Genomic DNA, 24,673 nt, shown 5'->3' on the forward strand with positions numbered 1-24,673 from the left:
CAAAAAAATTGCTCATAAATAAATTGGAATATGTAAAATTCAATAAAAATAAGCTCTTACGATAACGCTATAAATGTTGATGGTGAGGATATGTTACAAAATGGGGCCGCATTCAAAAATATTCTGGTAACTGAGTTATGTTTATTAACCGTTTACGGGTAGACTTTCGATAACAGAGCGAGTTACAGGAAGTTGTAATGCAAGATACATCATCGGTCACATCAAGGTGGTTTGCTTCACCAAAGTTAACTATCTGTGTGGTTATTGTTGCGATGTTAGTGGCAGTAGTCGGCGCAAAAAATTTATACTTTCGAGGCGACTACAAAGTATTTTTTGAGCCTGATAATCCGCAGCGTCTTGCCTTTGAAGAAATGCAGAACATATTTAATAAAAGCGAAAATGTCGCTTTTATGGTAGTGCCAGACGACGACAATGTGTTTAAACCGTCTACCTTATCTTTAGTTGTTGAGCTTACAGAAACTGCATGGCAACTCCCTCTTTCCACCCGCGTTGAATCCATCGCTAACTTCCAATATACCTACGCCGAAGATGACGATCTTATTGTCGAGGACTTAATTACCACAGGTTCGCTCTCGAATCCTGAAATAACAGATATTAAGGATGTACTAGATAACACCCCTGAGCTAACCGGGCGGCTAGTATCGTACCCAGGTGACGTATTGGTTGTGAATACGACTATTCAGTTACCTGACGGCGACCAAACGAAAGAAGTCATTGAAATCACAACGGTTGCCACTGCGTTAAAACAGCAGTTAGAAGAAAAGTACCCCGGTCACACTATCTATCTCACCGGTATGGTTGTGATGAACGATGCCTTTGCGGTGGCTGCGCAGCAAGACGCCAGTACGCTTATTCCGCTCATGTTTTTCCTTATCATTGTGATGATAGGCGTGATTGTTCGTTCGGTGTTAGCGGCTCTCGCTACACTATTAGTGGTAATTGTATCCATCGCCACTTCCATTGGTGTATCTGGCTGGCTCGGCATGTTTTTAAGTACCGCTACTGTGAACGCTCCCACCATGATAACGACACTGGCAGTGGCTGACTGTATCCACATCATTGTGGGTGTACAGTACTTTCTTGGTCGCGGCCTCACCAACGAGAATGCGATTAGTGAAAGTTTAAGAATCAATACCAAGCCTATTATTATCACCAGTGTTACCACGGCGATTGGCTTTTTGATGCTGAACTTTTCTGCCGTTCCCGTTTTGTCCGATTTAGGTAACATGACCGCATTTGGCGTAATGCTCGCCTGTGTATTGTCGCTTTGGTTACTACCCGCTTTATTGCTGCTAAAGCCACTGAAAGTGAAGGCGACAAAAAGTAACAAGGTCTTCGACCGATTGGGAAATAAAGTCACGTCGAATTATCGAGCTCTGTTACCTATTTGTGCGTTAGTGATTGTGGGAGTCAGTGTTTTTGCAACGAATAACGAGTTAAATGATGTGGCGGTGAAGTACTTCGACGATAGAAGTACGTTTGGCCAAGCGGTGGAAATCAATGAAGAGAAGCTTGGTGGTATGTCTAATATCGACTTCGTTATTTATTCAGATACCCCTTATGGTGCCACGGAACCTGAATTTTTAGCGCGAGTAGAATTACTTACGACATGGCTGCGCGAAAAAGAAGAAGTTCATCATGTGTTGTCATTTGCCGATACATTAAAACGGTTAAATAAAAATATGCATGGTGATGAAGATGCTTATTATCGGTTACCTGAAGATGGGGAGCTGGCCTCTCAGTATGTATTGCTGTATGAAATGTCGCTACCATTTGGTCTAGACTTAAGCAATCAGTTAGATATTGATAAATCGGCAATGAGAATTATCGCTGTTATCGATAATTTAGGCAGCAGAGATTTAACCGCATTGGAGTCTGATGCAAAAGCATATTTCAAAAGTCTTGGTAGCGACAACCGGTTAGAAGCCGCCAGTCCGCCTTTAATGTTCGCGCATATTGGCGATCGAAATATGGAGAGTATGGTAGTGGGCTCTCTATATGCCCTAGTGCTTATTTCTGTTTTGATTTTATTTGCACTGCGTTCATGGCGACTCGGGTTAGTTAGCCTGTTTACTAATTTGCTACCCGCCGCTATCGGGTTTGGCGTTTGGGGGGTAATCTCTGGCCAAATTAACATGGCACTGTCGGTGGTGATCAGTATGACCATGGGTATTATTGTTGACGATACTGTGCACTTCTTGTCGAAGTATCAGTCGGCGAGGCTGACGCGTAAATCGGTTAAAGAGAGTGTGCTTTATGCATTTAATACGGTTGGAATGGCACTGACCACTACCACAATAGTGCTGACAGTCGGCTTTGGTGTGTTAGCGTCTTCAAGCTTTATGCTGAACGCGCACATGGGCATTTTGACCATTATTATTATCGTCGCGGCTTTGGCTGTTGACCTTATTTTCCTACCCGCGTTATTAATGTGGTTGGATAAAGATGAAACCCCGTTACCGGAGAAGAATAGTGAGATACATTAGCCTTGTTTTACTGGCGTCGTTCATATCTATCAGCGCATTCAATGGCGTTGCCGCTGAGCCTAGTGCAAAAGGACTAGAAATAGCGCAGGAGCGAAAAGCGAGAGATCGCGGGTGGAATAACTCAGAGGCGAAAATCTTAATGGTCCTGCGTAATGCACAAGGCCAAGAAGCAACACGCAAACTCAACGTGAAATCGATGGAGTTGACCGATGATGGTGATAAAGCACTAACGGTTTTCCAATCCCCTCGGGATGTAAAAGGAACAGCATTCCTGAGCTTCTCACATGTTTTCGATGCCGATGAACAGTGGATATTTCTTCCTGCTTTAAAACGGGTAAAGCGTATAGCGTCAAAAAATAAAAGTGGGCCTTTTGTCGGCAGTGAATTTGCTTTTGAAGACATGACATCGTTCGAAGTAGAGAAATTTTCCTACTCCTATGTGGGGGATGAGACGATTAATGGCGAAGCGTGCTTTGTATTGGAGCAAATTCCTCAATACGACTATTCGGGTTATACGTTGCAAAAAGTATGGATTGATAAGTCTCACTACCGCGTACACAAAGTTCAATTTTACGATAAGAAAGGGGCGCTACTTAAGGTGCTTGAACTAAAAGATTATGAGCTTTACAAAGAGAAATACTGGCGACCTATTCGCAGCGAGATGACGAACGTACAAACCCGTAAGTCTACGTCGCTAATTACAGAAAGCTTAATATTTGATACCGATTTGTCAGAATCGGATTTTGATAAGAATAGCTTAAAAAGAGCGCGGTAATTCGTGACTAAATCCATCGCTTTATTGGTAACAAGTATTACGGCTTCATTTTCTTTGTTGGCCAATACGGAAGTGACAGGCTCCGCAGGCGGAGAGTTGCGTTATTTCTTGCAAGACGCCCTTTACGAAGCACAAGAAAGAGCTTACGGCTCTGTTTTTTTTAGCCCTGAAACCTATACCGAGTGGAATGATGGGGAAGACAGCTTGCTGTTTAAGCCCTTTTTCAGGGCTGATCAACACGACGAGGATAGAACGCATTTCGATGTTCGGGAACTGCAGTGGATGCACGTGGCAGACACATGGGAAACCAAAATAGGGATTGGAAAAGTATTCTGGGGGCAAACAGAGTCCATTCACCTCGTCGATATTGTGAATCAAACCGATGCAATTGAAGCGGTAGACGGCGAAGATAAGCTTGGTCAGCCCATGGTCAATGTTTCTTACTTTAGTGATTTTGGTACGTTTTCAGCATTTGTGTTGCCCTATTTTAGAGAGCGTACCTTCGAAAGTGTTGATGGACGTCTGCGACCGCCCATTGCTGTGGGAGATGCCTTGTATGAGTCGGATGGTGAGCAAAGTCATGTTGATTATGCGCTGAGGTGGCAAGCCAGTATCAGTGACTGGGAAGTGGGGCTGTCTTACTTTTCAGGTACAAGCAGAGAGCCTGAACTTGTTACCACCGTGAATGATGAAGGTCAGCCAGAAATTCTTCCCTATTACGCGCAAATCAATCAGGTAGGCGTAGATTTACTGAATGTATACGGGGCATGGTTACTTAAATTTGAGTCGATATATCGTGAAGGGCAATCGGAAGATTTTGCTGCGGTTGTCACAGGTTTCGAGTACACCACACAAGGCATATTCGACACCCAATATGGCCTAGGTGTACTGAGTGAGTACCAGTTCGATGAACGCGAAGATAACTTTTTTGCTTTAGGTCAAAACGACCTGATGGTGGGCTTACGGTTTATCTTCAATGACATTGACGGAACAGAAGTGCTAATGGGATACGTGCAAGATTTAGATAAATCGAGTACTTCTAGTGCATTTATTGAAGCGTCTAGTCGTATTTCATCTCATTGGCGCTGGAAATTGGATGGCTATTTCTTTTCAAGTGATGATACTGACGATACCTTTTATTTCCTAAGAAGAGATGATCATCTCCAATTTACCCTTGAGTACTTTTTTTAGTACGAGGCTTTATTTCTGATATAAATTTAACGTTTACACTCGTCACCCTAGATAGTTAATAATAGGGTTGTTCTTTGGTGGTTTTAACCTGAGGTTTTAATGAAGCAGTTTGTAGTTGGTTTTATTGCGCTTTTTTTAACGTTCAACGCACATAGTGCTTCTACCAATTATGGTATTGCGTCAGTTGGGTTTAGTGATTTTGAGTTCACAAATGTCGAGAATAGCGGGCTAGCTTACAGTGTTGCTTTTGGGCGCCAAATCCATAGGCAGTGGTATGCAGAAGTGGGTTACCTTAATCTCACTAACGATAGCGAGGATGATACCGATCTTTCGGGGGATGCGCTTTACCTTGCTGTACTTGGAAAGGCGAAAAGCGAGTACGGTGAACTGTATTACAAATTAGGTATTGCTAACGCTGATATTGCAAGTACGCGCGACTGTGGCAACTCAGAGTTATCGGGTGATGCATGCTCGTTTGATGAAGGTGTGGTTGCAGGTATTGCTGGTCTTGGATTTGATTATTATGTTGGTCTAAAATCTATGGTGCGACTTGAATATACATACCTAGGAGGGGAAGATGACCTCTCAACGCATTTAGTATCTTTGGGCTTTCGCTACAATTTTTAATGGCTAATAGTGGCAAGTGACTAAATTCATATCAGTATGAGCGGTGTAATCCAAACGCTATCATTCAGCGTAAAAAGAGTGGCTAGTCAAAAACTAAGGAGCCATTTATGAAAAATGAATTAGACAGTAAATTTCTATTGCAGGTGTTTGAAAAAATCCGAACTAATGGTGATAAGAAAGAAGATCAATACCACCTAAATGGTATTGTTGCGTACACCGACCTAGATGGCTACACGTTATTTATCGAAGACATGAACTGTAAATTGCAGTTTGGTTTCCATAACCAGTATCACTTCGATTATGAAACAAACGATCACTTTCAAACTTTTGAGAAAAAGCTGAAGCAGATTGATAAAGAGTATGGCGCTCACTAAATTTATAGAGTGAGAGGGCTAACGTCCTGTGAACATTTTTGCTAACCGAGCTAGGTAAAACAATGCTTGGCGTATTGAGTTCAAAATACCACGACAGTAGTGTCGAATTATTCCACCAACGCACTTTCGACTTTAATTTGGTCTGCTACAATAGCGCTCCTCTTAATTTGTTAGGAATAGAGTGCGTTGGCTGCGGCAATTAAGGCTCCTAAATTCAAACTGTCTTTTCTTACTCCAAAATTTTGGCCTGTATGGCTAGGAGTATTCCTTCTTTACATCATCACTTGGCTCCCTCTGCCTGTTATACGATTTATTGGCGGTGGCGCAGGTAAACTGATTGCGAAAATTGTTCCTAAACGCGTGCGCGTAGCAAAGCGAAACCTTGAACTTTGGAACCCGTCGTTGTCGGAGTCAGAAGTGCAAACGCTATTAAATGAGAATGTGCGCAGAACCGGAATGGCCTTATTTGAAACGGCGATGGGGTGGTGGTGGCCTGATTGGCGAGTGAAAAAGGCCATAGAAATTGAAGGTGCGGAGCATGTTGAGGCAGCCATAGCCAGCGGCAAAGGTGTGTTTGGCATGGCACTGCACAACATGAACCTTGAATTTGCATGCAGGGGTATTGGTTACTTCCACCCTAGCATCGCCTTCTATAGAAAACATAATAATCCGCTGGTCGACTATTTACAGTACCATGGTCGTAATCGCTCCAATAAGTATATGATTGACAAGCGAAATGCCAAAGCGTTGTTAATGGCATTGGAAGAAAACGAGCTGTGCTTATACCTTCCCGATCAAGATTACGGGCCAAAGCAAAGCGTATTCGTACCTTTTGGTGGGGTTGCTGAAACCGCGACCACCACAGCTACGTTGATGTTTATTCGTCGTTCTACCAGTGTGCCTATGATGATTACGTCTCAGTACACTGCGAAGGGTTATAAAATAAAGATATACCCCCCATTGACGCATTTAGGGGATATGGACGATGTTGCGGCATTAACAGAATTGAACACGCATATTGATAAGGCAATTAAAGAACAGCCTGAAAGTTACTTGTGGATGCATAAACGGTTCAAAACCAGACCCAGTAAAGACACCCCGTCATTGTACTAACGAAGCAGTTACCTATTGTGCCGTTAGGTGTACAATTATTACTGTAGCGCGCTTTTTGTGCGTAAGGTAAAAGCGAGTTAAGCTGTACCTTGAGTTTAAGTTATTGGAAGCATTGAAAAAGTCATGGCTAAAAAAGGTTATTCAAATACATTTTTTTGGGCGCGTCACATAGCGCTGGCATTCGTATTGATAGTGATTGCGGGTGTGATGATTTATTTGCAACAAAATAGCAGTGATGAAGAACCTTCCGGTAAACCAGCTGAAGAAAAATCGGTGGCAAAGGGATTGAGCGAGTTTTACCGCGAATTTAGAATGTCCTCTACCGATCCAGTTAAGGAAGAGCAGGGTACTTTTGTGATAGAAACTGGCGGCGTTGATCCACAGCTCGATAGCAGACTAGAAAGCATGTCGAGTATAAATACAACGGTAGATACCAGTTGGACCGGAGAGCAAAAATTCCGCACTTTCAAAGAGGGCAGTACACTCCGAGAGGCTATCTCTACTTTTGCGCAAGCGGAAGGCATGCAGCTGATATGGAATTTAGAGCAAGACTTCATTATCAAACATCAGTTTCAGTTAGATAATACGGTAGCCGGTTCATTGGCTAAAATTGCCAGCGCTATCGACAGTAGCTTTGAAGGGCGGGTAAACGCCTATCTATGCCCCGAGCAACGCTCTCTGGTAGTGACTGCTGAAGAGACCGAGTTTTTATCTACCCGATGTACCCTCGTTCGTTGATCATCAGTTAAAGCAAAGGTGAGCTACTGCTCACCTTCGTTATCATTAATACTACTGCCATCAATGTCGGTACTACTATCGGCAGCATGACCAGCAGTACTATCAAATAACGCCTGCCAATATTCACTTACCGTTTCTCTCATTTGGCTCAAATGCTCGGTTTGTTCTGCATATTTCGTGTCTGCAAGGGTCAGGTGATGATATTGTTCTCTTAGCGCAAGATAAGCTTGTTGTAGCGCGTGAGATTGTTTTCCATCAATAATGCCTGCGTTACGGGTTGCATCTAGTAAACGCAAATTATCTGAAAATTCAGTCAAGCTCTCAATCTTATTCGCATGTGCTAATACCCAATATTGAGTCATAAATTCAATATCTGCTATGCCTCCCACACATTGTTTCAAATCGACTTTTTGATTACTCGTAGAGAGCAAATGTTTGCGCATTTTTACGCGCATTTCGCTCACTTCAGTAGATAGTGTAGCCTGGTCTCTCTGAATAGATAGAATGTTGTGACGCACAGTATTAAACGCACTTAGCAGCGATATATCACCACAGATACCGCGGGCTCTCACTAGCGCTTGATGTTCCCATGTCCACGCCTCTTCTTGTTGATAGCGCTCAAATCCGTCTATATGGCAACAAAGCAAGCCCGCGTTACCAGATGGCCGCAAGCGTAAGTCGGTTTCATACAACTGACCAAACAAGGTTTTGGTATTCAGTAAGTGCATAATACGCTGAGCAAGTTTGATGTAAAACTGCTGGGCTTCAATAGACTTAGCCCCATTGGTAGCTGACTGGCGAGGCGCGTTGTGCAAAAACACAAGGTCAAGATCAGAGCCATAACCAAGCTCGTAGCCACCAAGCTTGCCATAGCCAATAACTGCAAACCCGAGCTCGCCATCGTTCAAATGACTCGGCACGCCAAAGCGAGCTGAAACTTGGTGCCACGCTGCTTCAATAACTTGCTCGAGCAAGACTTCCGCTAATACGGTAAGTTTATCGCTTACATTCGCTATGGGTAGCGAGCCACTAATATCGCTGGCTGCAATGCGCAGCTGCTGACAAAGCTTAAACTGTCGCCATGTGTCCATAGCAAGCTCAACATCGTCGTGTTCAACGCGCAGCATGGTTTGTCGCAACTCTTGCGCGTATTCATATTTACTAGTGGTGATATCTGAATTTTGCTGCTGCAAATAGAGCGGGGTAAGCAGTTCATCTAACAGCAGCGGGAAGCGCTTAATTTCATTCGCTATCCACTCACTCCTGTCACACAGCTTTACCAACTGTTGCAGAACATTGGGGTTTTCCAGCAATAAATCTAAATAGGTTGTTCTGCCGGTAATCGCATCTATCACGCCGAAGATTCGTTTTAGTACATTGTTTGCTTTACTGGGGTCGAATTTAATCAGTACATACAGTATTTCCGGGATCAGTTTATTAAGCGTATCCTCGCCTTTTTGACCCATTCGATACCCGCGCTGATTCGTTTTAAATTCTTGTAGCTGGGTACAAATCCCTTGCGCTTCCTCTAAACTAATAAAAGGGGTTAGCGTGGTGCTAAACTCTTCTTTATCAAGGGAAAGTTGCCAGGCATCACGGCATGCTTCAAATAAGGTATCTTCGCTGTTGTGAGTATCTTGTGCTTCTTCAACTAATTCATTGAAATGCCCATGTATTCTAGACATGGTTTCATGCAGTGCTAGCGTAAATGCGTGGTATGACGAGAACCCTAAAACCGAAATAAGTGCATTTTTCTCCCACTCACTATCTGGCAGTGTTTGGGTTTGTCGGTCTTGGCATTGCTGAAGCGTATGCTCAATTTTACGAAGGAATAAATAGTCTGTCCGTAATTGTTCAGTCACATCGGTTTCAACCATTTCAAATTCAGCAAGATTATCCAGGGTAGTAAGTAGTGACTTACTTTGTAACTCAGGCTCTCTACCACCATGAATAAGCTGAAAGCTTTGTGCGAAAAATTCAACCTCACGAATGCCACCGGCACCAAGCTTAATATTATTGCTCAAACGCCTACGTCTAATTTCCGTAGCAATAAGGTGCTTCATGCCTCTAAGGGCATCAATAGTGGTGAAGTCTAGGTAGCGCCTGAAGGTAAAAGGCGTGAGGATGGCGTTTAGTGAAGCTACGTCTTCTGAATTATCATTATTGATCACGCGCGCTTTCACCATAGCAAAACGTTCCCAATGACGGCCTTGCTCTTGGTAATAATCTTCCATGGCGTCGAAGTGCATCACCAAAGGCCCTGACTCACCGAATGGCCGTAAGCGCATGTCTACTCGGTATACCTGGCCGTCGGTGGTTACCTTGTTAAGTGCTTGAATCAATTTTTGCGCTAGGCGGGTAAAAAATTGCTGATTTTCTATCGGTTTCTTTTCACCGTTTGTCATGCCTTTTTCGGGATAGGCAAAAATCAAATCGATATCTGAAGAAAAGTTAAGTTCGCGACCGCCTAATTTCCCCATACCCAAAATGTACATATGGATAGGCCCATTTTCACCACAAGGAACACCGTGTTTGTCACTTAGCATGGTGTAAAGCCATTGGTAAGCTGACGTAATTAATACATCAGCTAACGCAGAAACCTGCCCTAATGATTGCGTAATAGTTTGCTTATTAAGCCCGTCACGTAGCGTAATAGCAGCCATATGAAAGTGGCGACAGTGGCGAAGTGCGCTAAGCAGCCCATCTTCTGACTTAACATTTTCCAATTTTTGCGTAACTGCATGGTTGTAAAAGGTATGCGGCTCGTCAGGAACCGATTCAACCAGCATAGCGCCAACCCAGTCAGGGTGCTGCAGGCAGGTCTCTGCAAAAAACAGCGAGCGACCAAATACGGTAGTGAGATCATTTCGATGATGCGCTAAATCACTATTAACGCGATCACTATCTGAAAGTTTTTCCCAGGTTTCGTTGGCTTGTGGTGCATTGCTCATGGTAATTGTGTTGTCTGTTGGCATAATACTGGCTTCGACAATAATAAATATTTCAAAACGTTGAGATAAAAAAGAGTCTGTCACAGTTTTTGGGGCGTAACCACCCTAAGGTTGTGTTTAGGTAAAAGGAGTAACAATACGTGGATGCTTTAATAAAACTCGTGCCGCTAGGTTCTGACTTATGGATTTACCTTGCTATCGATGTAAGTATCGCCCTAGCACTGTTGGTGGTTATGAAGTGGTTGACTGGGCTGATGAGAAAGAACTCAGTGACCGAAGAGCTTGGTATTAAAGACAATTTTGCTTTTGGTATTAGTATAGCCGGTGGCATGTTGTCGCTTTGTATCGTGCTGAGTTCGGTGGTAGGTCGTCATATCGGGCAGGGCTACAGTGAAGCGGCTACTGGCATGGTGACGTTCGGTATTGTCGGTATTCTGTTGGTGAAGTTTGGTCGATTCGCCCATGACAAGCTGGTACTCAATCGCGTAGATACTCACGCCATGATTTCAGAGCGCAGTGTAAGTATTGCACTGGTAGATGCTGCAAGCTTAGTGGCAAGTGCCATCGTGTTGAGAAATATTATGGTGTGGGTGAATGGCAGTGATATGAATGCCATTATTGCTATCGTGACAGGATTCTCTGTCGTGCTCACCATGTTATTGGTGATGACCCGTATTTTAGAAGTGCGCTATGCAAAAGATAACCAAAACGACTCATTTCAGGGGGCGCTTCGAAAAGGTCAGTTAGCGTTAGCCATAGAACATTCGGGTAATTTACTGGGCACCGCTATGATTGTTTCGGCGGCGAAAAACCTACTTATCTATAACCCGTCAGGTTATGTAAGTAACGTAACCGGCTGGTTGGTGGTAAGTGTAGCGTTAGCTATCGCACTGCATATATTAGTGCTTATCAATAAAAAAGTGATTCTGTTTGGTATGAACTTTAGGCAAGAAGTCGATCAACAACACAACGTTGGTGTAGCTTCACTAGGCTTTACGTTAAGCATAGGTACTGCCATGGTGATTAATGGCGTACTCGGTGGTTAAGGTAGCTTGTCAGCAGACAAGTATATTGTTTAAAACCTTGAGGCGTTTGCTCTGTAGCCGCAAGTACGCATGGCGTAACGTAGAAAGCTGCTATCACAATTAATATTACTGATAATCGGAAGGAGAAATATACTGGCTGTTTTTGCATAGGTTTTCAGGCAAAACCTTCTGTTTAACGATAGCCCGTTTTTTCTCTTTAGAAAGTTGCTTTACCTTGTATTCAATTTGCGAGGCTGTCGACCTATCTCCAATTAAGAAAATGGCCCTAAATTGAAGTGGGCCTTTTCCCTTTAATGCCCGCGCTCCACCTGCAATATCTCCTCTGTGCTGGGAAATTCTGCGTTCAGGGGAGGTAGTGATACCCGTGTACAATTGACCCAGTTTATTTTCGATAAGATAAAGGTACCAAGTTGAAGGCTGCTGGTGGGTATTCACGTTGTTGGCTGTTATACTCATTGGCAATTTGAAATACATCGATAAAGTTGTCTCATCAATGATTTTACCAGATTTTAGTAAAGCAAAAGTGCTTATTGTAGGTGACCTAATGCTAGACCGCTATTGGAGCGGTGGAACAGGTCGTATTTCCCCTGAAGCCCCTGTACCTGTAGTGAATGTTCAGTCATCTGAAGATCGCCCAGGCGGCGCTGCAAATGTGGCCGTGAACGTGGCTACTCTTGGGGCTAAAGTCAGCTTACTAGGCATGTGCGGTAACGATGAAAATGCCAAACTACTGCGTGAGCGCTTAGAGTCGTTTGATATTGATTGCCAGTTTTTCGCCGTCGAAGGTCAAGACACAATAACCAAGCTTCGGGTGATGAGCCGTAATCAGCAATTGCTTCGGTTAGATTTTGAAAAGAGCTTTGCTGATTCAGATAAATTTGAACTAGAAAGCGCGTTCGATAGCGCCCTTGATGATGTTGATATTGTTATATTATCTGACTACGCCAAAGGATGCTTAAGCCACCCCCAAGCACTAATTCAAGCAGCTAAAGCAAAAGGTAAGCGCGTTATTGTCGACCCTAAAGGCAGTGACTTTAAAAAGTACGCTAACGCTATGCTTATTACACCTAACATGGAAGAGCTAAACCATGTGGTAGGTGAGTCTACTTCTGAGAAATCATTAGTAGCAAATGCGCAGCAGGTTAAAACTGACCTTAATTTGGATGCGTTACTGCTAACGCGTTCTGAACAGGGGATGACCTTGTTCGAAGGAAACAATGCAGAGTTTCATTTACCTGCAAAAGCCAAAGAAGTTTATGACGTTACTGGTGCCGGCGATACTGTGGTATCAACGCTAGCCGTGGCGCTAGCAAGCAAACTACCTCTGCAAGCTGCTTGTGTATTGGCCAACTTAGCGGCCAGTGTGGTGGTTGGGAAATTAGGTACGTCTACCGTTACCAATACCGAATTAGCGCTAGCTTTAGGTGAACAATCTGTGCATCTCGACGGCGGCGTGATGACCGAAGAGCAACTAGAAATGGCAATGGCTGCTGCGAAAGCGCGAGGCGAACGTATTGTAATGACGAACGGCTGTTTCGATATTCTACATTCTGGGCATGTGGCTTATTTAGAAGAAGCCGCGCAGTTAGGTGACCGGCTTATTGTAGCAGTAAACACCGATGCATCGGTGACGAAGCTTAAAGGCCCAGGGCGGCCAGTGAACAACACTAATCGCCGTATGGCAGTACTAGCTGGCTTAAGTGCGGTTGATTGGGTTGTGCCCTTCACTGAAGATACACCACAGCGATTAATTGCCTCGTTATTACCAGATATATTGGTGAAAGGTGGTGATTATCAAATTGAAGAAATTGCTGGTGGAAAAGAAGTGATTGCCAACGGCGGTGAGGTGCAAGTGTTAACGTTTGAGGATGGCGTTTCTACCACCGGAATCATTGAGCGTATAACACGAAACAAGTTAACCTAGCATTTTTGTGGTTACCTCAATTTTTATTTCAGTAAATGTAAAATGTAGTCGTTTGCTAGCCCCATGAGTTAATCGGTAGGCTAGCAAAGCGAGCAGTTTTTTCAAACGGATACCAGCATGTACGAAAGTTACTACGGACTTAACGCTAAACCTTTTCAGTTAACACCAGACCCCGGCTTCTTTTTTGCCAGTAAGTGGCACAAACGCGCCATGTCGTACCTTCAATATGGGCTGTCGCAGGCTGAAGGGTTTATTGTTATCACAGGTGATATTGGTACAGGGAAAACCACCGTCGCGAATAGTTTGCTGGCTGAAATTCAAGACGATATTTTCGCGGCCCAAATAGTCACCCCCAAACTGTCGCCTGATGAGCTGGTAAAAATGGTGGCCTCAAAGTTTGATATCAACACGGACGGAAGAAGCAAAGCTGAAATCTTAAAGATGCTTGAGGTGTTCTTATACGACCTAAGCACCCAAGGCCGCCGCGCATTACTGCTTGTTGATGAAGCGCAGAACTTACCGTTAGAGTCTATTGAAGAGCTGCGCATGCTGTCTAACTTTCAGCTTAATGGTAAGCCGTTAATACAAAGCTTTTTATTAGGGCAAGAAGAGCTGCAGCCTATTCTACGAGCGCCCAATATGGAGCAGTTCAGACAGCGTATTGTGGCTTCATGTCATTTAGCGCCCCTCACATTAGATGAGTGCAAAGAGTATATTGAATATCGCTTGCATCATGCAGGCTGGAATGGGGAAGATTTGTTTTCAGAAGGGGCGTACGAGCGCATTTATCAGTTTACCCGTGGTGTGCCCCGTAAAATAAATACGCTTATGGATCGCATCATGCTGTTTGGCTTTTTGGAGGAGCTTAATAGCTTTGATGAAGAGGCGGTAAGTGAGGTAATAGATGAAGTTAAAGCTGAAATGTTTGAGCCTGAGAGTGGGTTGGGCCATTCAACGTCCCAAACTCATGACTTTGCAGAGCACCCTGAAAACAAAACGATTATGACTCCCGGTGGGAATATCATACGAGATAGTAAGTACTATCTTGATATGTTGGCGGAGTTAGTAGATGCGTTAGACGATGCAATATCGCATAAGGTTAAAATGACGCAGTATGTAGATAAACTAATGAAGAAGAAGTTTAAAACGTACGTAAGACTGAAGAGTACTGATAAAAGTGAGTAGAGGTGCTAGAAAAATGCGTTTCCACTCATTGTCGATAAGGATTAGTCGAAGGTATAAGTTAAAGATGCTGTAATTCTTCTATCTTTATAGTTATTTCCGAACTGGGCAATGCCAGAGTTCAAATCACCTGATTGGTCCAGAACCGTCACTTGCAAGCTTGTAACTAGGTGCCGCCCCAACTCTCTTTGTATGCTAACACTACTGTTCCAATTGTCTGTTTCTCCTCTGGCGCTTATATCTCCCGAACGTTGTTCGATATTGGCAAAGGTTATATTTGTGCTTAATGTTGTGTAGCTGCCAAGGCTATAAGCTAGGCTAGTACCAAATGAATATGTTCTTCTTAATCTGTCTTGGTCAAGGTAATCATCTTCAGCATACCGCCAAGACAATCCTAACGTTAGCCTAGAAAAGCTATAACCAGCCTGAGCATTTGCCCCTTTGCGAAGAATTATGCTGTCGTCGAATTCCAAATTTTGGGAAGTGATTTCTACAAGCTGTTCAGACGCAGTTGGACTATAGCTCAAGCTGTTAGGCTGAAAGCATTCTGAAATAGACGCTGATGATATAGGACAGACAAAAACGCCTAGACTTTCCGGATCTGAAAGCAAACGTGACGTATTCGTCACTTCTTCTGAATAAGCAAATGATGATCTAAAGTGTTTAGAGTTATAATCGATATTGGCAGAAGCTGAGTCACCGTAAAATCGTCTTCCGAACGTCGCGCCTATCGAAGTTCTGGAGCTGAGTGCCCAAGAAAATTCTGCACCAACAAAGTCCTCATCGTCTTCTTCTATGCTCGAGTTACTCCGATTAAACGTGACGGCAATGTATCGAGTTTCGCTTTGTCGATAGACTAGGCCTGCGCCATAGCTTGTATACTCACGGACTGTGCTAGACGTATCATCTCTATTAGAAATTTGGTTTGCTTCATGTTGGGCAGCAAATCTTAATCCAAAATCGTTGTACAGAAGTGCATCTAAAAAGGCGTCACCCTCGCGAGTTATAAAACTACCAGAGCTATTCTGCGCACGGTCGGTATTTTGGTAGGCACCTTCTACATTCCACACTACGCTTTTGACTCTATCGCCATTTGATGCGCTTCCTGAGAGGCTTATCGTATCATTATCCAAAGCCTGGCCATCGACCAATGATGAGCGCTCTGAAGCCACGTCGGAGTAGCTGGCCACACCGTTTAATGCAACCCAATCGCCTTGTTGAATATTTAATTGTGCTAAAACTCTATTCGAGCGTGTTTTGCTAAGAGAATCAGAATTACTTAGAAAATCAGATACTAGATAGTTTGCAGAGCTGGTATTCCTATAAGCAAGAGCACCTGACGCCGAGATGACAAGTAAACGTTCTAGCGGTGCCCATTGTCCCCCATAGGAATACTCCGTATAGCTTTGCTCTCCATCCGATATGTCATTACTACGCTGTAAGTACGTCAATTTACTAGACCAAGCTCCTGAAAGAGTAGGTGACTGATAAGTAGCGTTTAATGTTGGGACTATTTTAAGTGTATCAATTGAAAAATTACCCAGAGACTCAGAGCTAACGTTTTGATGAATATAATCCGCATTTGTAGAGCCGCTCAATTCAACATTAGCGTAAAGTGAGCAGCTAAAAAGTGCCGAAAAGATAGCGGCTATTGGTTTAAGGTTCCTTGTAAGAGATATAGCCAAATGTGCTCTAATCTTCCCGCTCAGAATAATAGTATCCATAATATCCGCTTCCATCGGTGTCATAATGCACTGATTTGTTAACTACAAATCCAATTGCCATATCAGGGTTCAATCGTTCTACAGACATTTTAACGTCACTAAGTTTCGCTTTACCTTCCTCTACTACAACCACTGCTTGACCTGCGAAATTAGCTAAAATAGCGCTTTCATTAATACCGATAAGAGGAGGCGTGTCGAAAATAACGATTCGATCAGGGTATCGGTTAGCAAATTCATCAACTGTTTCATGCATTTTATGACTAGCAAGCATCTCCGTAGAAAGGTGATGCGAGCGACCAGCAGGAATAATTTTCAATTTGTCGATATTGGTAGAGTAAAGTACCTCAGAAATATCGTCGACCTCACCGACAAGATACTCCATTAACCCTTTGCGCCTTTCCAAACCTAATGTGTTTAGCACATTAGGTTTAAGAACGTCTGCGTCAACTAACAGGACGGTTTTATCTTGTTCTGCTGCAATACTCAATGCGAGGTTTGTCGCAGTGAATGTTTTACCTTCAGAAGGGCGACTGCTTGTAACCATTATTATATTAGGGTTATGAAGGGTTTTAGCGAGTGGGCCAAAAGCGTTAGCGAGTAACTTTCGCTTAATTTCTCGGTACTCTTCGTTAATTTGCCTACGCTCACCAGAAAGAGAGATGTGACCATTACCGCTTAGCCTCTGGAGATTAATTTTAAAACTACTTTTGGGGGATGTAGTCTCTGGCTTAGCAGCGTCAGTGGCTTCAAGTTGAGGTTCGGGAACGTTATTACTTGCGCTTTCCTCATTCGAGTTATTTGCTAAAGCGTTTTTCTGTTTTTGTTTTAACAATGCTTTTTCAATTGTATTAGACATTAGAAAAACCTCTCGATTAAATTAATATTCATCATCTCTGCGGCCACTAATATACCATATTGCAGCAGAATCATCCCGCAGGACAAGGCGAAGATTAATAATCTAAATTTGTTTTTTTTCTGAATGTTCACAATATTCAAATGGCTGACCGTTCCCCAAATTGGATAATCAGATAGGCTGTTTAATTGTTTAGGTCTAATTAATATAGGGGAAAGTTGACTCACTAGAAACGCTACGCCTACACCAGAGCCAAAACCAGCAAGTAATACTGCGGTGTATAGGATGAGTCTATTTGGGCCTGACGGCGAACTGGCGGCAAGAGGCGGCTCTATAATACGAAACTGGAGTTCTTCAGCAGAAACCTCTGCCCGTCTTGAAAGCCCAGCGGCTTCTCGGCGTGACAATAATTCTTCGTATTTCTTCTTCGTTATTCCATAGTCTCTATTTAGCGCTGAAGACTCGGCTTCAATCTGTGGGATTAAGTCGACTTTAGATTCAAGCTCAGCAATTTTATTTTGTAAATCTGTCTCTTTTACCTCTAATGAAGCAACCTCGCTTTGAAGTTTACTCATTTCAAGCCGGATTTCCTGAGTTAGATCATTAAGGGGTAATTGGTCTTCTTCGTCAACACTTGAAAGGAATGCATCAATTTCTCGTTGGCGGGATTTTTCCAGACTAGATAAAAGCAAGTTAGCTTCAACCACATCGGGATGTTTTTCAGTAAATCTTAATTGAAGGCGGTCTAATTCTTCCTCCAGTTTTCGGATACGGTCATCATACCGTGTTTTTAAGCCTGAATTTTCTTGGTTAGATACAGCAAAGCTATCCGTTGCAGATGTTTTCTTGATTTGTGATCTAAGAGAATCTACCTGTTGCTTAGTCTGTTTTATATTCAAGCGAGTAAGCTCAAGTTCTGCATTGAGGCTTTGAAGACTGCTATAATATGTACCAGAAAGGGGAAGTATATTGTTGTACTGCCGTTTGAATTGGGCGAGTCGCTGTTCAGCTTCACTTAGTCGGCTTTCATATTCAGCTATTTGTTCTTCTAAGAAACGCCCCGCAGTATCAGTGTCTCGGCGGTTGTTTCCTAACGAGCCTTCTACAAAAAGGTCTAACGTTTCTTGCACAACCCGCTGAGCTGTAATCGCGTTAGCATTAGCAAATGAGATGTTATAGATATTGTCCCTGCCAGCTGAACGCAAAACAATTGATGAAGATAGTTGGGTTACTAAGTCTTCAAACTCTCGTTCTGAATTAGTGGTGATATCTAAATCACTCTCTCTGGCAATCGTTTCAACATTGGTTCTGCTTAAAAGCGTCCTAGCCATCATTTTGACTTCTTGATCGGGGTTGGACTGAATAGCAAGACCTTTCAAAAGTGGCTGGAGCACCGAACGGGTATCAACGTAAACCTTTGCTGTAGAGGTGTATTGATCGGGCAAGTTGGCAACCATGAAGAAGCCAATCGGGCAAATCATCCATGACATAATAATGACATGACGTTTCTTAATCCAAATCCCTTTTAGTAAATCTAAAAATTGGAGTAAGGTTTGTTGTAAATCCTGCATTTAAATGTTCCGTTTACTACTTAGAACTAAAACCAAGCTTCTGGAATAATAATTATATCGCCAGGGAGAATGTCTACATTTTGTTGAATGTCGCCGCTTCGAATTAAGTCGTCAATACTTAAGGAAAATGTGGATTGCTGACCATTGATCACGCGTACTAATTTTGCGTTATTACCGTCGGCAAACTCAGTTAATCCGCCAACAGCTATCATTAAATCGAGTAATGTCATGTGTTCAGTATAACTGACCGCGCTTGGGTTAGTGGCTTCCCCAATAACTCTTACTTGCTCACTTAACGGGCCAGAAAAGTTATTAACACTCACGGTAACGCGAGGGTTATTAATATAAATTGATAACTGTTCTTCAATTTCGCGAGCCAGCATAGAGGGCGTGCGTCCTGCCACATCGATATCTTCGACCAATGACGTGGTTACTTTCCCATCAGGTCTAACAATAAACTGACCGGATACTTCAGGGTTTCGCCAAACGAAAATGGTTAGCGAGTCGCCAGGGCCGATTAGGTATTGATATTCATTTACATCGGTTGTTAATGATGCTCTGGTGGTAGCTTGGGGGAGAGTTGAAGTATTCGAGCACCCAACAAGTATTGAAACTAGTAAAAATGCAAAGCTTAAATGCATGTTTTTTAAACGAAACATAAGAGATCATCCTACACTCATTATGGTTAAATTGTAGCTTTCGGTGTTTACCCTACGGCAAATCTCACTATAATGCCAATAACAATTCTAGTCTATTAGAATAAATCCCTCTATGATGGGGATTAGTTCGTAGTATTAAGGGGCCAGGGGTGGCAGTAAATAAGCGAAATCAAAATAAGCGCTCTAATATTCTTGTAGTAACAGAAGCGCTACTTATAGCTTATATGGGATACATTACGTACTTTATCCTCACACAGGTTGGGCTTGTTTCGAAAGTTCCACCGGAAAAGCTGATCATTAACGTAGGTTTACTTACTGTATCGATTCTTCTTTGCTCACTGTCTGTGGGTCTGTATGAAGCAAAACTTAGGGAAACTTTTCGCGGCATTATAAGACGGATTTTTGTCAGTGTGGGGCTAAGTTACTTCCTTGTTGAAATCGTCAGTAGGGCGTTGTTCGATAATCTGGTGATGGATGCCTATTTCCTGCCGGCTGCCGTATTTTCGATTATCATCACACTGGTCATTTTTCGCTACTTTACGAACCGCTTAGGGCTTTTAGGTTTAGGTAAAGTTCGTATAGTGGTGCTAGGGGCGGGTGAAAGAGCATCAATTATTGAAAAGCGGATGCGTCGCGATGTGGATAGAATCGGATTCGAAATGGTTGGGTTTGTGCCTATCCCTGGTGATAACCGAGAAGACGGTATTCGCAGAGAAAAAATCGTTCACATAAAGGTGGATGAGAACTTTCAGCAGTTTATAAACGACAATGATATTGAAGAAATTGTCATTGCGTGTGATCAACGTCGTGGCACCTTGCCCGTTGAAGTCCTTTTTGAATGTCGCCTGCGTGGTATTGAGGTTACCGAATTACTCGACTTCATGGAAAGGGAGACGGGGCAAATTGTAGTAAACTTGATGTATCCAAGTTGGGTTATCTACTCAAATGGTTTCCAGAGCCAAAATTACCTCAGAGATGCGCTTGACTACAGCCTTAACGCTTTACTGGCACTTTTTGTGTTTATATTTGTATGGCCAATCATGCTCACTACTGCACTCATCATCTATCTTGATGACGGTCGACGCACCGGGGTATCGGTGTTTTATGCTCAAGAGCGAGTTGGTTTAAATGGGCAGCTGTTCAAAATACTGAAGTTTCGAAGCATGCGACCTGATGCCGAAAAAGACGGTGCTAAATGGGCAAGTAAAAATGACGATCGAGTAACGCGAATTGGGCATTTCATTAGAAAGTATCGTATCGACGAACTACCTCAATTACTTAATGTGTTTAAAGGTGAAATGTCTTTCATTGGTCCTCGCCCTGAAAGGCCTCAGTTTGTTGAGCAGTTAGTAAAAGAAGTACCTTATTATAACCAGCGCCATAATGTTAAACCCGGGTTGGCTGGTTGGGCGCAACTCAATTACCCCTATGGGGCAAGTGTGGAAGACTCCATGGAAAAGCTTAAGTTCGACCTTTATTACGTTAAGCATCAAAGTCTTCTACTAGATATTCTTATACTTATCAGAACTGTTGAAGTGGTGTTATTTGGAAAAGGCAGATAGCCTTCAAATATTCAAATAGGGATTAAGAGTATGCTAGCAAGGAATGGCCTAATTGCGTTTGTTACAATGGCTACGGTCATATTGGGTTGGGCGTTATTAAACTTTCCCGTTATGAAGACATTGTGGGATAACGGCTTTGACGACGGCACGTACTCTCACGCTTACTTAATACCCGTTATTATTTTATATCTGATATACACTGCAGCTGAACAGCAAAAACTGATTTTTAGAACAAAAATTAGTTATGGATGGTTAGCTGCAGGCATTGTTATTGGTGGTTTATTTTGGATAAGTGTCTGGTCTCAAATTAGCCTTCTGTATTGGTCATTGTCCCTTTCGCTGCTTATTCTTTTGAGTTTACAAATTTTTAGATTGAGTTGGTCGCTCATATTTCCCCTCTCGTACTTAATTTTCATCTATCCCTTTTGGGGGGCATTCGCCGGCTTTTTTCAAGAACTTTCTGTATTTATGGTGACATTTATCATGTCATTTACGGATATTCCCGTTTTTGTAGAAAATGAATTTGTTACTATTCCAGCAGGTGTATTTGAAATCGCAAGGGGGTGTAGTGGTTTGCGGTATATCATTGTATCGCTTGCGATAAGTTCACTTTACGTATTTCTTTACCTTAGAACATTTAAAAGCGCTTTTATCTTCATATTGTTTGCAATCGTAGGCGCATTAGTAACTAACTGGCTAAGAATAGTTTTCCTTATTCTTATTGGAGATTATACCAATATGGAAAGCTCTCTAATGACTGACCACAACAACTTTGGTTGGTATATCTATGTTCCCGTGGCACTAATTCAGTTTTATCTGGGGGGAAAATTAGAACAGGCAGACGAAAGAATGCGTGTAATCAATCCCGTCACCGAGGTATCACCTGAAGCAGCAGAAAAAAATTCGCCACTAACGGCAACAGTAGTAATAGCAACAGTAATGATTCTCTGTTTTTCATCATATGCAGCGCAAATGTCTATTCAAAATAGTACCGTCCTACCTGAAAATTGTGAGGCTGAGTTTGATACCCGAAATCATATCAATTTAGACGTACTCAATTACTCTTTTGTCTGCAGCGTTGCCAGTGATGTTAATAACGAGCAAAAGCGTGTCTTTTATTTCAATGCCGAAGAATTAGATAACAAAGCATCATTCTACTTAAATACCATTATACCTAGCGACCACACGTCAATATCGAAAGTGATTTCTGACGGGGAAAATCAGGTAGTAAGTCGTGACAAGGTGGGGGATTTTTGGCTTATTAAGTATGTTTATATCATTGACGGCCAAACGTTTTCTTCTGTACGGAATTTTAAACTTGCTCGAATTAAAAGCGCATTGAAAGGGGTTAATACTCATCGTTTGGTGGTGACCGTGACTAAATGCCCCGATGATTGCTCTTCATCGAGCGCTACATCCTCAAAGAACTCCCCACATGCCGGTTTTTAAGTGATGGAAGTGCGCATTTTAGACTCAGAACAACAAATAGTAGAGAGCAAGGAGTCTTGGCAGAAGCTTTATGCTAGTGCAAGTAACAGCAATGTTTTTCTTAGTTATGAATGGATAACGACATGGATAAGTGTATTTAAAAACTGTGTGTCGGTATTGGCGGTAGTGACAGTCTGGGATCTTGATGAGCTAGTATGCTTATTGCCTCTTTATAAACGAGCAGGGGACCGCGCTGGCGTATTCTGGTTTGTAGGTAGCGGAGAACCAGAAGCTGCAGAAGTATGTAGTGAAGGCCTGGATATGCTGTCAGCTCGGTTAATTAGTACCGAGATTAACCAACTACTCAAAAAGGCGATTGACACTATTGGCCTTAAGAAATTAGTTGTTTCAAACTCAACAGAAAAAAATCAAGTTAGCATGATGTTTGAATATTTAGGGTATAAAAACCTTAAGGAGTTCAAAGGGAATCGGTATTTTATTAATACCGGAGATAGTAAAACCAAGCTCGAAAAAAGAACTTTCCGCTATCTTAAGGCTGCTGAAAAGCGTGGTATTACCTATCATGTTGTAGAAAATGTTTCGGATTTAGAGCTTGCCTTTGATGAATTGAAGCGTCTTCACAATACAAAATGGCGTCGACCTGGACACCCTTCTATTTTTGACCACCCGTTATTTGACGCCTTTCACAATAGTGTTTTGCAAAAGCTTTTAGCAGTTGAAAAGTTGTCTTTAATCGCTATAAAAAAAAATGAACAAACGATAGCGGTTAATTATTCAATGATATCCGGTGATGACCTAGTGTTTTACCAAAGTGGAGTAGACACCTCTTTTAAACCCAATATTTCTCCAGGTATGCTTCTGCATTGCGCTCAACTTCGACAGGCCCGCATATTAAACCTAAATAATTATGACTTTTTACTATCAATGCCTCCTAGCTACAAAGAAGACATTACGGAATATAAACAACCCATTTACAGCTTCACTTTTCATAAGTACAGCACTACATTTTTCTTCGAGTGTTGGCGAACCGCTATTATGAAAGCATTAAGTTACCTAAGAGTTCGAATCTTAGGGAGAGTGTCATGGTAAATAACAAAAGTATGCAAATGAATAGTAATTCTGCCAATCATGCCTCTTTCGGGTTCTTCCTACTTGCGATTTATACTTTTTTACTGCTCGCTCGTCCTCACGAATGGCCGTTATTTGATATTGAATTTCCATTATTGAGAACGTTTCTGATACTGACGTTTTTCTCCTATTTAGTGAGCTTCAGGCCGAAGATTTGGAATGTCCAATGTACGTTATTAATTCTACTGCTTTTCTCTATGTTGCTATCAGAAATTCGTGCTTTTCGCTATTTTAGCGACCTGAGTAAGTTAATAGAATGGGTTAACGCCAACATTATTCCGTTTATTCTCTACTTCAGTTTACTGAGCACGGTCAAACGCCAGAATGTGATTTTTTTCATATTTTTAAGCTCGTCATTAATTATGGTTCAGCACGCCTACAGCCAAATACAAAGCCCGACAGGCCAAGGATGGGCTGAGTCAGTGGTTTACCGTTATGATGGTGGTGGGGAGGCTGTTCAGGCACGATTCGTAGGAAGCTTTAATGACCCAAATGACATGGGTATGTTCCTTGTCATGAATATTCCTGTTGCTGTGTATTTCCTCTTAACAGGCAAAGGCGTGGTGACTAAAGTGGGGGCGCTGGCCTCAGTCTTAATGCTATGTATGGGAGTATATTGGAGTGGCAGCAGGGGCTCACTTCTAGGGCTTTTGAGTGTTTTCTTTTGCTTGTTCTACATAAAATTTGGAAAAATTAAAGCCATAATTTTAGCGTCAATTAGTATACCGGGTGTTCTCCTTGCCATGGGCGCGTTCCGTAAAATCAGTAAGGATGACGAGAGCGCCAGTCAACGTTTAACCGCATGGTACGAAGGTATTCAAATGCTTAAACATAGACCCTTATTTGGCTTCGGGAAAGAACGGTTTTTAGAATATCATTCGAAGGTTGCACATAATACTTATGTCACGGTAATGGCGGAGCTTGGAATATTTGGATATGTCATGTGGGCAATGTTTATGATTACAGCCGTTTATATGCTTTTGAGTGTTATGAAATGCAATGATGTTAGCCCTGGTCATGAAGAGGCGCTTAAAAAAGAGCAAGTCTTAAGCCAGTACTTGTTGGTTGCTTTAATTGGGTACGCTGTTACTGCGTTTTTCATCAGCCGCAGTTATATTATGGTCGTGTACATTTTTGTCGCCATGGTGGCAGCCATGTATTATCGAGTTGGAAAAATCACCCCACTTGCTATGTCCGCAGCCATAATAAAAAAAATATGTGCATTGGCAATAGCAAGTTTAGCAGCGTTGTATGTAGTCATTAGAATATTGCTATCACTGTAACTGTAGATGAGAACAA

The 24,673-nt window shown here is 42.5% G+C and carries 20 protein-coding genes; 14 read left to right on the forward strand and 6 right to left on the reverse strand.

Annotated features, from left to right (window positions below; genetic code table 11):
• The first annotated feature begins 197 nt into the window (after positions 1-197).
• The 7 genes from JKP82_RS04005 to JKP82_RS04035 all read left to right on the forward strand — a co-directional run bounded on the left by JKP82_RS04005 (position 198) and on the right by JKP82_RS04035 (position 7,325).
• Entirely contained in the window at positions 198-2,507 is a 2,310-nt protein-coding gene (locus tag JKP82_RS04005; RefSeq protein WP_159532287.1) for an efflux RND transporter permease subunit, read from the forward strand.
• Positions 2,494-3,282, forward strand: coding sequence for an outer membrane lipoprotein-sorting protein (locus tag JKP82_RS04010; RefSeq protein WP_218395966.1), 789 nt, complete (start codon positions 2,494-2,496; stop codon positions 3,280-3,282). The genes JKP82_RS04005 and JKP82_RS04010 overlap by 14 nt, the downstream gene beginning before the upstream one ends.
• A 3-nt stretch (positions 3,283-3,285) precedes the next feature.
• The gene (locus tag JKP82_RS04015) at positions 3,286-4,473 is read left to right on the forward strand and encodes a hypothetical protein (RefSeq protein ID WP_159532283.1); all 1,188 of its coding nucleotides are present in this window, start codon (positions 3,286-3,288) and stop codon (positions 4,471-4,473) included.
• Between the two features lie 99 nt (positions 4,474-4,572).
• Positions 4,573-5,100 (forward strand): outer membrane protein, encoded by a 528-nt coding sequence (locus JKP82_RS04020; RefSeq protein ID WP_159532281.1) that lies wholly within the window; start codon positions 4,573-4,575, stop codon positions 5,098-5,100.
• A 107-nt stretch (positions 5,101-5,207) separates the two neighbouring features.
• On the forward strand, positions 5,208-5,474 hold the full coding sequence (locus JKP82_RS04025) for a DUF3081 family protein (RefSeq protein ID WP_159532279.1): 267 nt from the start codon (positions 5,208-5,210) through the stop codon (positions 5,472-5,474).
• Positions 5,475-5,660: 186 nt separating this feature from the next.
• A complete protein-coding gene (lpxL, locus tag JKP82_RS04030) occupies positions 5,661-6,587 on the forward strand; it encodes an LpxL/LpxP family Kdo(2)-lipid IV(A) lauroyl/palmitoleoyl acyltransferase (RefSeq protein ID WP_159532277.1) in 927 nt (308 codons plus the stop codon).
• A 123-nt stretch (positions 6,588-6,710) separates the two neighbouring features.
• Entirely contained in the window at positions 6,711-7,325 is a 615-nt protein-coding gene (locus tag JKP82_RS04035; RefSeq protein WP_159532275.1) for a TcpQ domain-containing protein, read from the forward strand.
• Positions 7,326-7,348: 23 nt separating this feature from the next.
• Here JKP82_RS04035 and glnE read toward each other — a convergent pair whose 3' ends face one another.
• Entirely contained in the window at positions 7,349-10,300 is a 2,952-nt protein-coding gene (glnE, locus tag JKP82_RS04040) for a bifunctional [glutamate--ammonia ligase]-adenylyl-L-tyrosine phosphorylase/[glutamate--ammonia-ligase] adenylyltransferase (RefSeq protein WP_218396072.1), read from the reverse strand.
• Between the two features lie 116 nt (positions 10,301-10,416).
• Here glnE and JKP82_RS04045 point away from each other — a divergent pair, with 116 nt between their 5' ends.
• A complete protein-coding gene (locus JKP82_RS04045; protein WP_159532273.1) occupies positions 10,417-11,322 on the forward strand; it encodes a DUF350 domain-containing protein in 906 nt (301 codons plus the stop codon).
• 105 nt (positions 11,323-11,427) lie between these two features.
• Here JKP82_RS04045 and JKP82_RS04050 read toward each other — a convergent pair whose 3' ends face one another.
• Positions 11,428-11,778 carry a GIY-YIG nuclease family protein gene (locus tag JKP82_RS04050; protein WP_309475314.1) on the reverse strand — a complete coding sequence of 117 codons (351 nt, stop codon included), beginning with the start codon at positions 11,776-11,778 and terminating at the stop codon, positions 11,428-11,430.
• Between the two features lie 37 nt (positions 11,779-11,815).
• Between JKP82_RS04050 and hldE the strand changes: the two genes are divergently transcribed.
• Together hldE and JKP82_RS04060 are read left to right on the forward strand one after the other, a co-directional pair.
• Complete coding sequence (hldE, locus tag JKP82_RS04055) at positions 11,816-13,246, forward strand: bifunctional D-glycero-beta-D-manno-heptose-7-phosphate kinase/D-glycero-beta-D-manno-heptose 1-phosphate adenylyltransferase HldE (protein WP_159532269.1); 1,431 nt, start codon at positions 11,816-11,818, stop codon at positions 13,244-13,246.
• Between the two features lie 117 nt (positions 13,247-13,363).
• Entirely contained in the window at positions 13,364-14,431 is a 1,068-nt protein-coding gene (locus JKP82_RS04060; RefSeq protein ID WP_218395968.1) for an XrtA/PEP-CTERM system-associated ATPase, read from the forward strand.
• Positions 14,432-14,472: 41 nt separating this feature from the next.
• On the opposite strand, the gene JKP82_RS04065 is transcribed toward JKP82_RS04060, so the two are convergent.
• From JKP82_RS04065 to JKP82_RS04080, 4 genes are all read right to left on the reverse strand, one after another.
• Positions 14,473-15,879: a porin family protein gene (locus tag JKP82_RS04065; RefSeq protein WP_258544332.1), complete on the reverse strand. Its 1,407-nt coding sequence runs from the start codon at positions 15,877-15,879 to the stop codon at positions 14,473-14,475.
• A gap of 241 nt (positions 15,880-16,120) precedes the next feature.
• Positions 16,121-17,008 (reverse strand): XrtA-associated tyrosine autokinase, encoded by an 888-nt coding sequence (locus JKP82_RS04070; RefSeq protein ID WP_159532267.1) that lies wholly within the window; start codon positions 17,006-17,008, stop codon positions 16,121-16,123.
• Positions 17,008-18,576, reverse strand: a complete 1,569-nt coding sequence (locus JKP82_RS04075) for an XrtA system polysaccharide chain length determinant (protein WP_126871656.1) — start codon at positions 18,574-18,576, stop codon at positions 17,008-17,010. The genes JKP82_RS04070 and JKP82_RS04075 overlap by 1 nt, the downstream gene beginning before the upstream one ends.
• A gap of 26 nt (positions 18,577-18,602) precedes the next feature.
• Positions 18,603-19,235, reverse strand: coding sequence for an XrtA/PEP-CTERM system exopolysaccharide export protein (locus tag JKP82_RS04080; RefSeq protein WP_185864123.1), 633 nt, complete (start codon positions 19,233-19,235; stop codon positions 18,603-18,605).
• 149 nt (positions 19,236-19,384) lie between these two features.
• Here JKP82_RS04080 and JKP82_RS04085 point away from each other — a divergent pair, with 149 nt between their 5' ends.
• The 4 genes from JKP82_RS04085 to JKP82_RS04100 are packed head-to-tail and all read left to right on the forward strand — an operon-like array spanning position 19,385 to position 24,657.
• Positions 19,385-20,797 (forward strand): TIGR03013 family XrtA/PEP-CTERM system glycosyltransferase, encoded by a 1,413-nt coding sequence (locus JKP82_RS04085; protein ID WP_126871657.1) that lies wholly within the window; start codon positions 19,385-19,387, stop codon positions 20,795-20,797.
• Positions 20,798-20,827: 30 nt separating this feature from the next.
• A complete protein-coding gene (gene xrt, locus JKP82_RS04090; protein ID WP_126871658.1) occupies positions 20,828-22,246 on the forward strand; it encodes an exosortase in 1,419 nt (472 codons plus the stop codon).
• A 9-nt stretch (positions 22,247-22,255) separates the two neighbouring features.
• The gene (locus tag JKP82_RS20980) at positions 22,256-23,335 is read left to right on the forward strand and encodes a GNAT family N-acetyltransferase (protein WP_159532265.1); all 1,080 of its coding nucleotides are present in this window, start codon (positions 22,256-22,258) and stop codon (positions 23,333-23,335) included.
• The gene (locus JKP82_RS04100) at positions 23,329-24,657 is read left to right on the forward strand and encodes an O-antigen ligase family protein (protein ID WP_159532264.1); all 1,329 of its coding nucleotides are present in this window, start codon (positions 23,329-23,331) and stop codon (positions 24,655-24,657) included. The genes JKP82_RS20980 and JKP82_RS04100 overlap by 7 nt, the downstream gene beginning before the upstream one ends.
• Positions 24,658-24,673 lie beyond the last annotated feature (16 nt).

This window comes from Alteromonas lipotrueae (assembly GCF_019249215.1).
Taxonomy (GTDB): domain Bacteria; phylum Pseudomonadota; class Gammaproteobacteria; order Enterobacterales; family Alteromonadaceae; genus Alteromonas; species Alteromonas lipotrueae.

Excerpts from the sequence above, each read along its gene's own strand:
- JKP82_RS04005 (WP_159532287.1), top strand. The coding sequence starts at position 198 with ATGCAAGATACATCATCGGTCACATCAAGGTGGTTTGCTTCACCAAAG.
- JKP82_RS04020 (WP_159532281.1), top strand. The coding sequence starts at position 4,573 with ATGAAGCAGTTTGTAGTTGGTTTTATTGCGCTTTTTTTAACGTTCAAC.
- JKP82_RS04025 (WP_159532279.1), top strand. The coding sequence starts at position 5,208 with ATGAAAAATGAATTAGACAGTAAATTTCTATTGCAGGTGTTTGAAAAA.
- JKP82_RS04035 (WP_159532275.1), top strand. The coding sequence starts at position 6,711 with ATGGCTAAAAAAGGTTATTCAAATACATTTTTTTGGGCGCGTCACATA.
- glnE (WP_218396072.1), bottom strand. The coding sequence starts at position 10,300 with ATGCCAACAGACAACACAATTACCATGAGCAATGCACCACAAGCCAAC.
- JKP82_RS04050 (WP_309475314.1), bottom strand. The coding sequence starts at position 11,778 with ATGAGTATAACAGCCAACAACGTGAATACCCACCAGCAGCCTTCAACT.
- hldE (WP_159532269.1), top strand. The coding sequence starts at position 11,816 with ATGATTTTACCAGATTTTAGTAAAGCAAAAGTGCTTATTGTAGGTGAC.
- JKP82_RS04060 (WP_218395968.1), top strand. The coding sequence starts at position 13,364 with ATGTACGAAAGTTACTACGGACTTAACGCTAAACCTTTTCAGTTAACA.
- JKP82_RS04070 (WP_159532267.1), bottom strand. The coding sequence starts at position 17,008 with ATGTCTAATACAATTGAAAAAGCATTGTTAAAACAAAAACAGAAAAAC.
- JKP82_RS04075 (WP_126871656.1), bottom strand. The coding sequence starts at position 18,576 with ATGCAGGATTTACAACAAACCTTACTCCAATTTTTAGATTTACTAAAA.
- JKP82_RS04080 (WP_185864123.1), bottom strand. The coding sequence starts at position 19,235 with ATGTTTCGTTTAAAAAACATGCATTTAAGCTTTGCATTTTTACTAGTT.
- xrt (WP_126871658.1), top strand. The coding sequence starts at position 20,828 with ATGCTAGCAAGGAATGGCCTAATTGCGTTTGTTACAATGGCTACGGTC.
- JKP82_RS04100 (WP_159532264.1), top strand. The coding sequence starts at position 23,329 with ATGGTAAATAACAAAAGTATGCAAATGAATAGTAATTCTGCCAATCAT.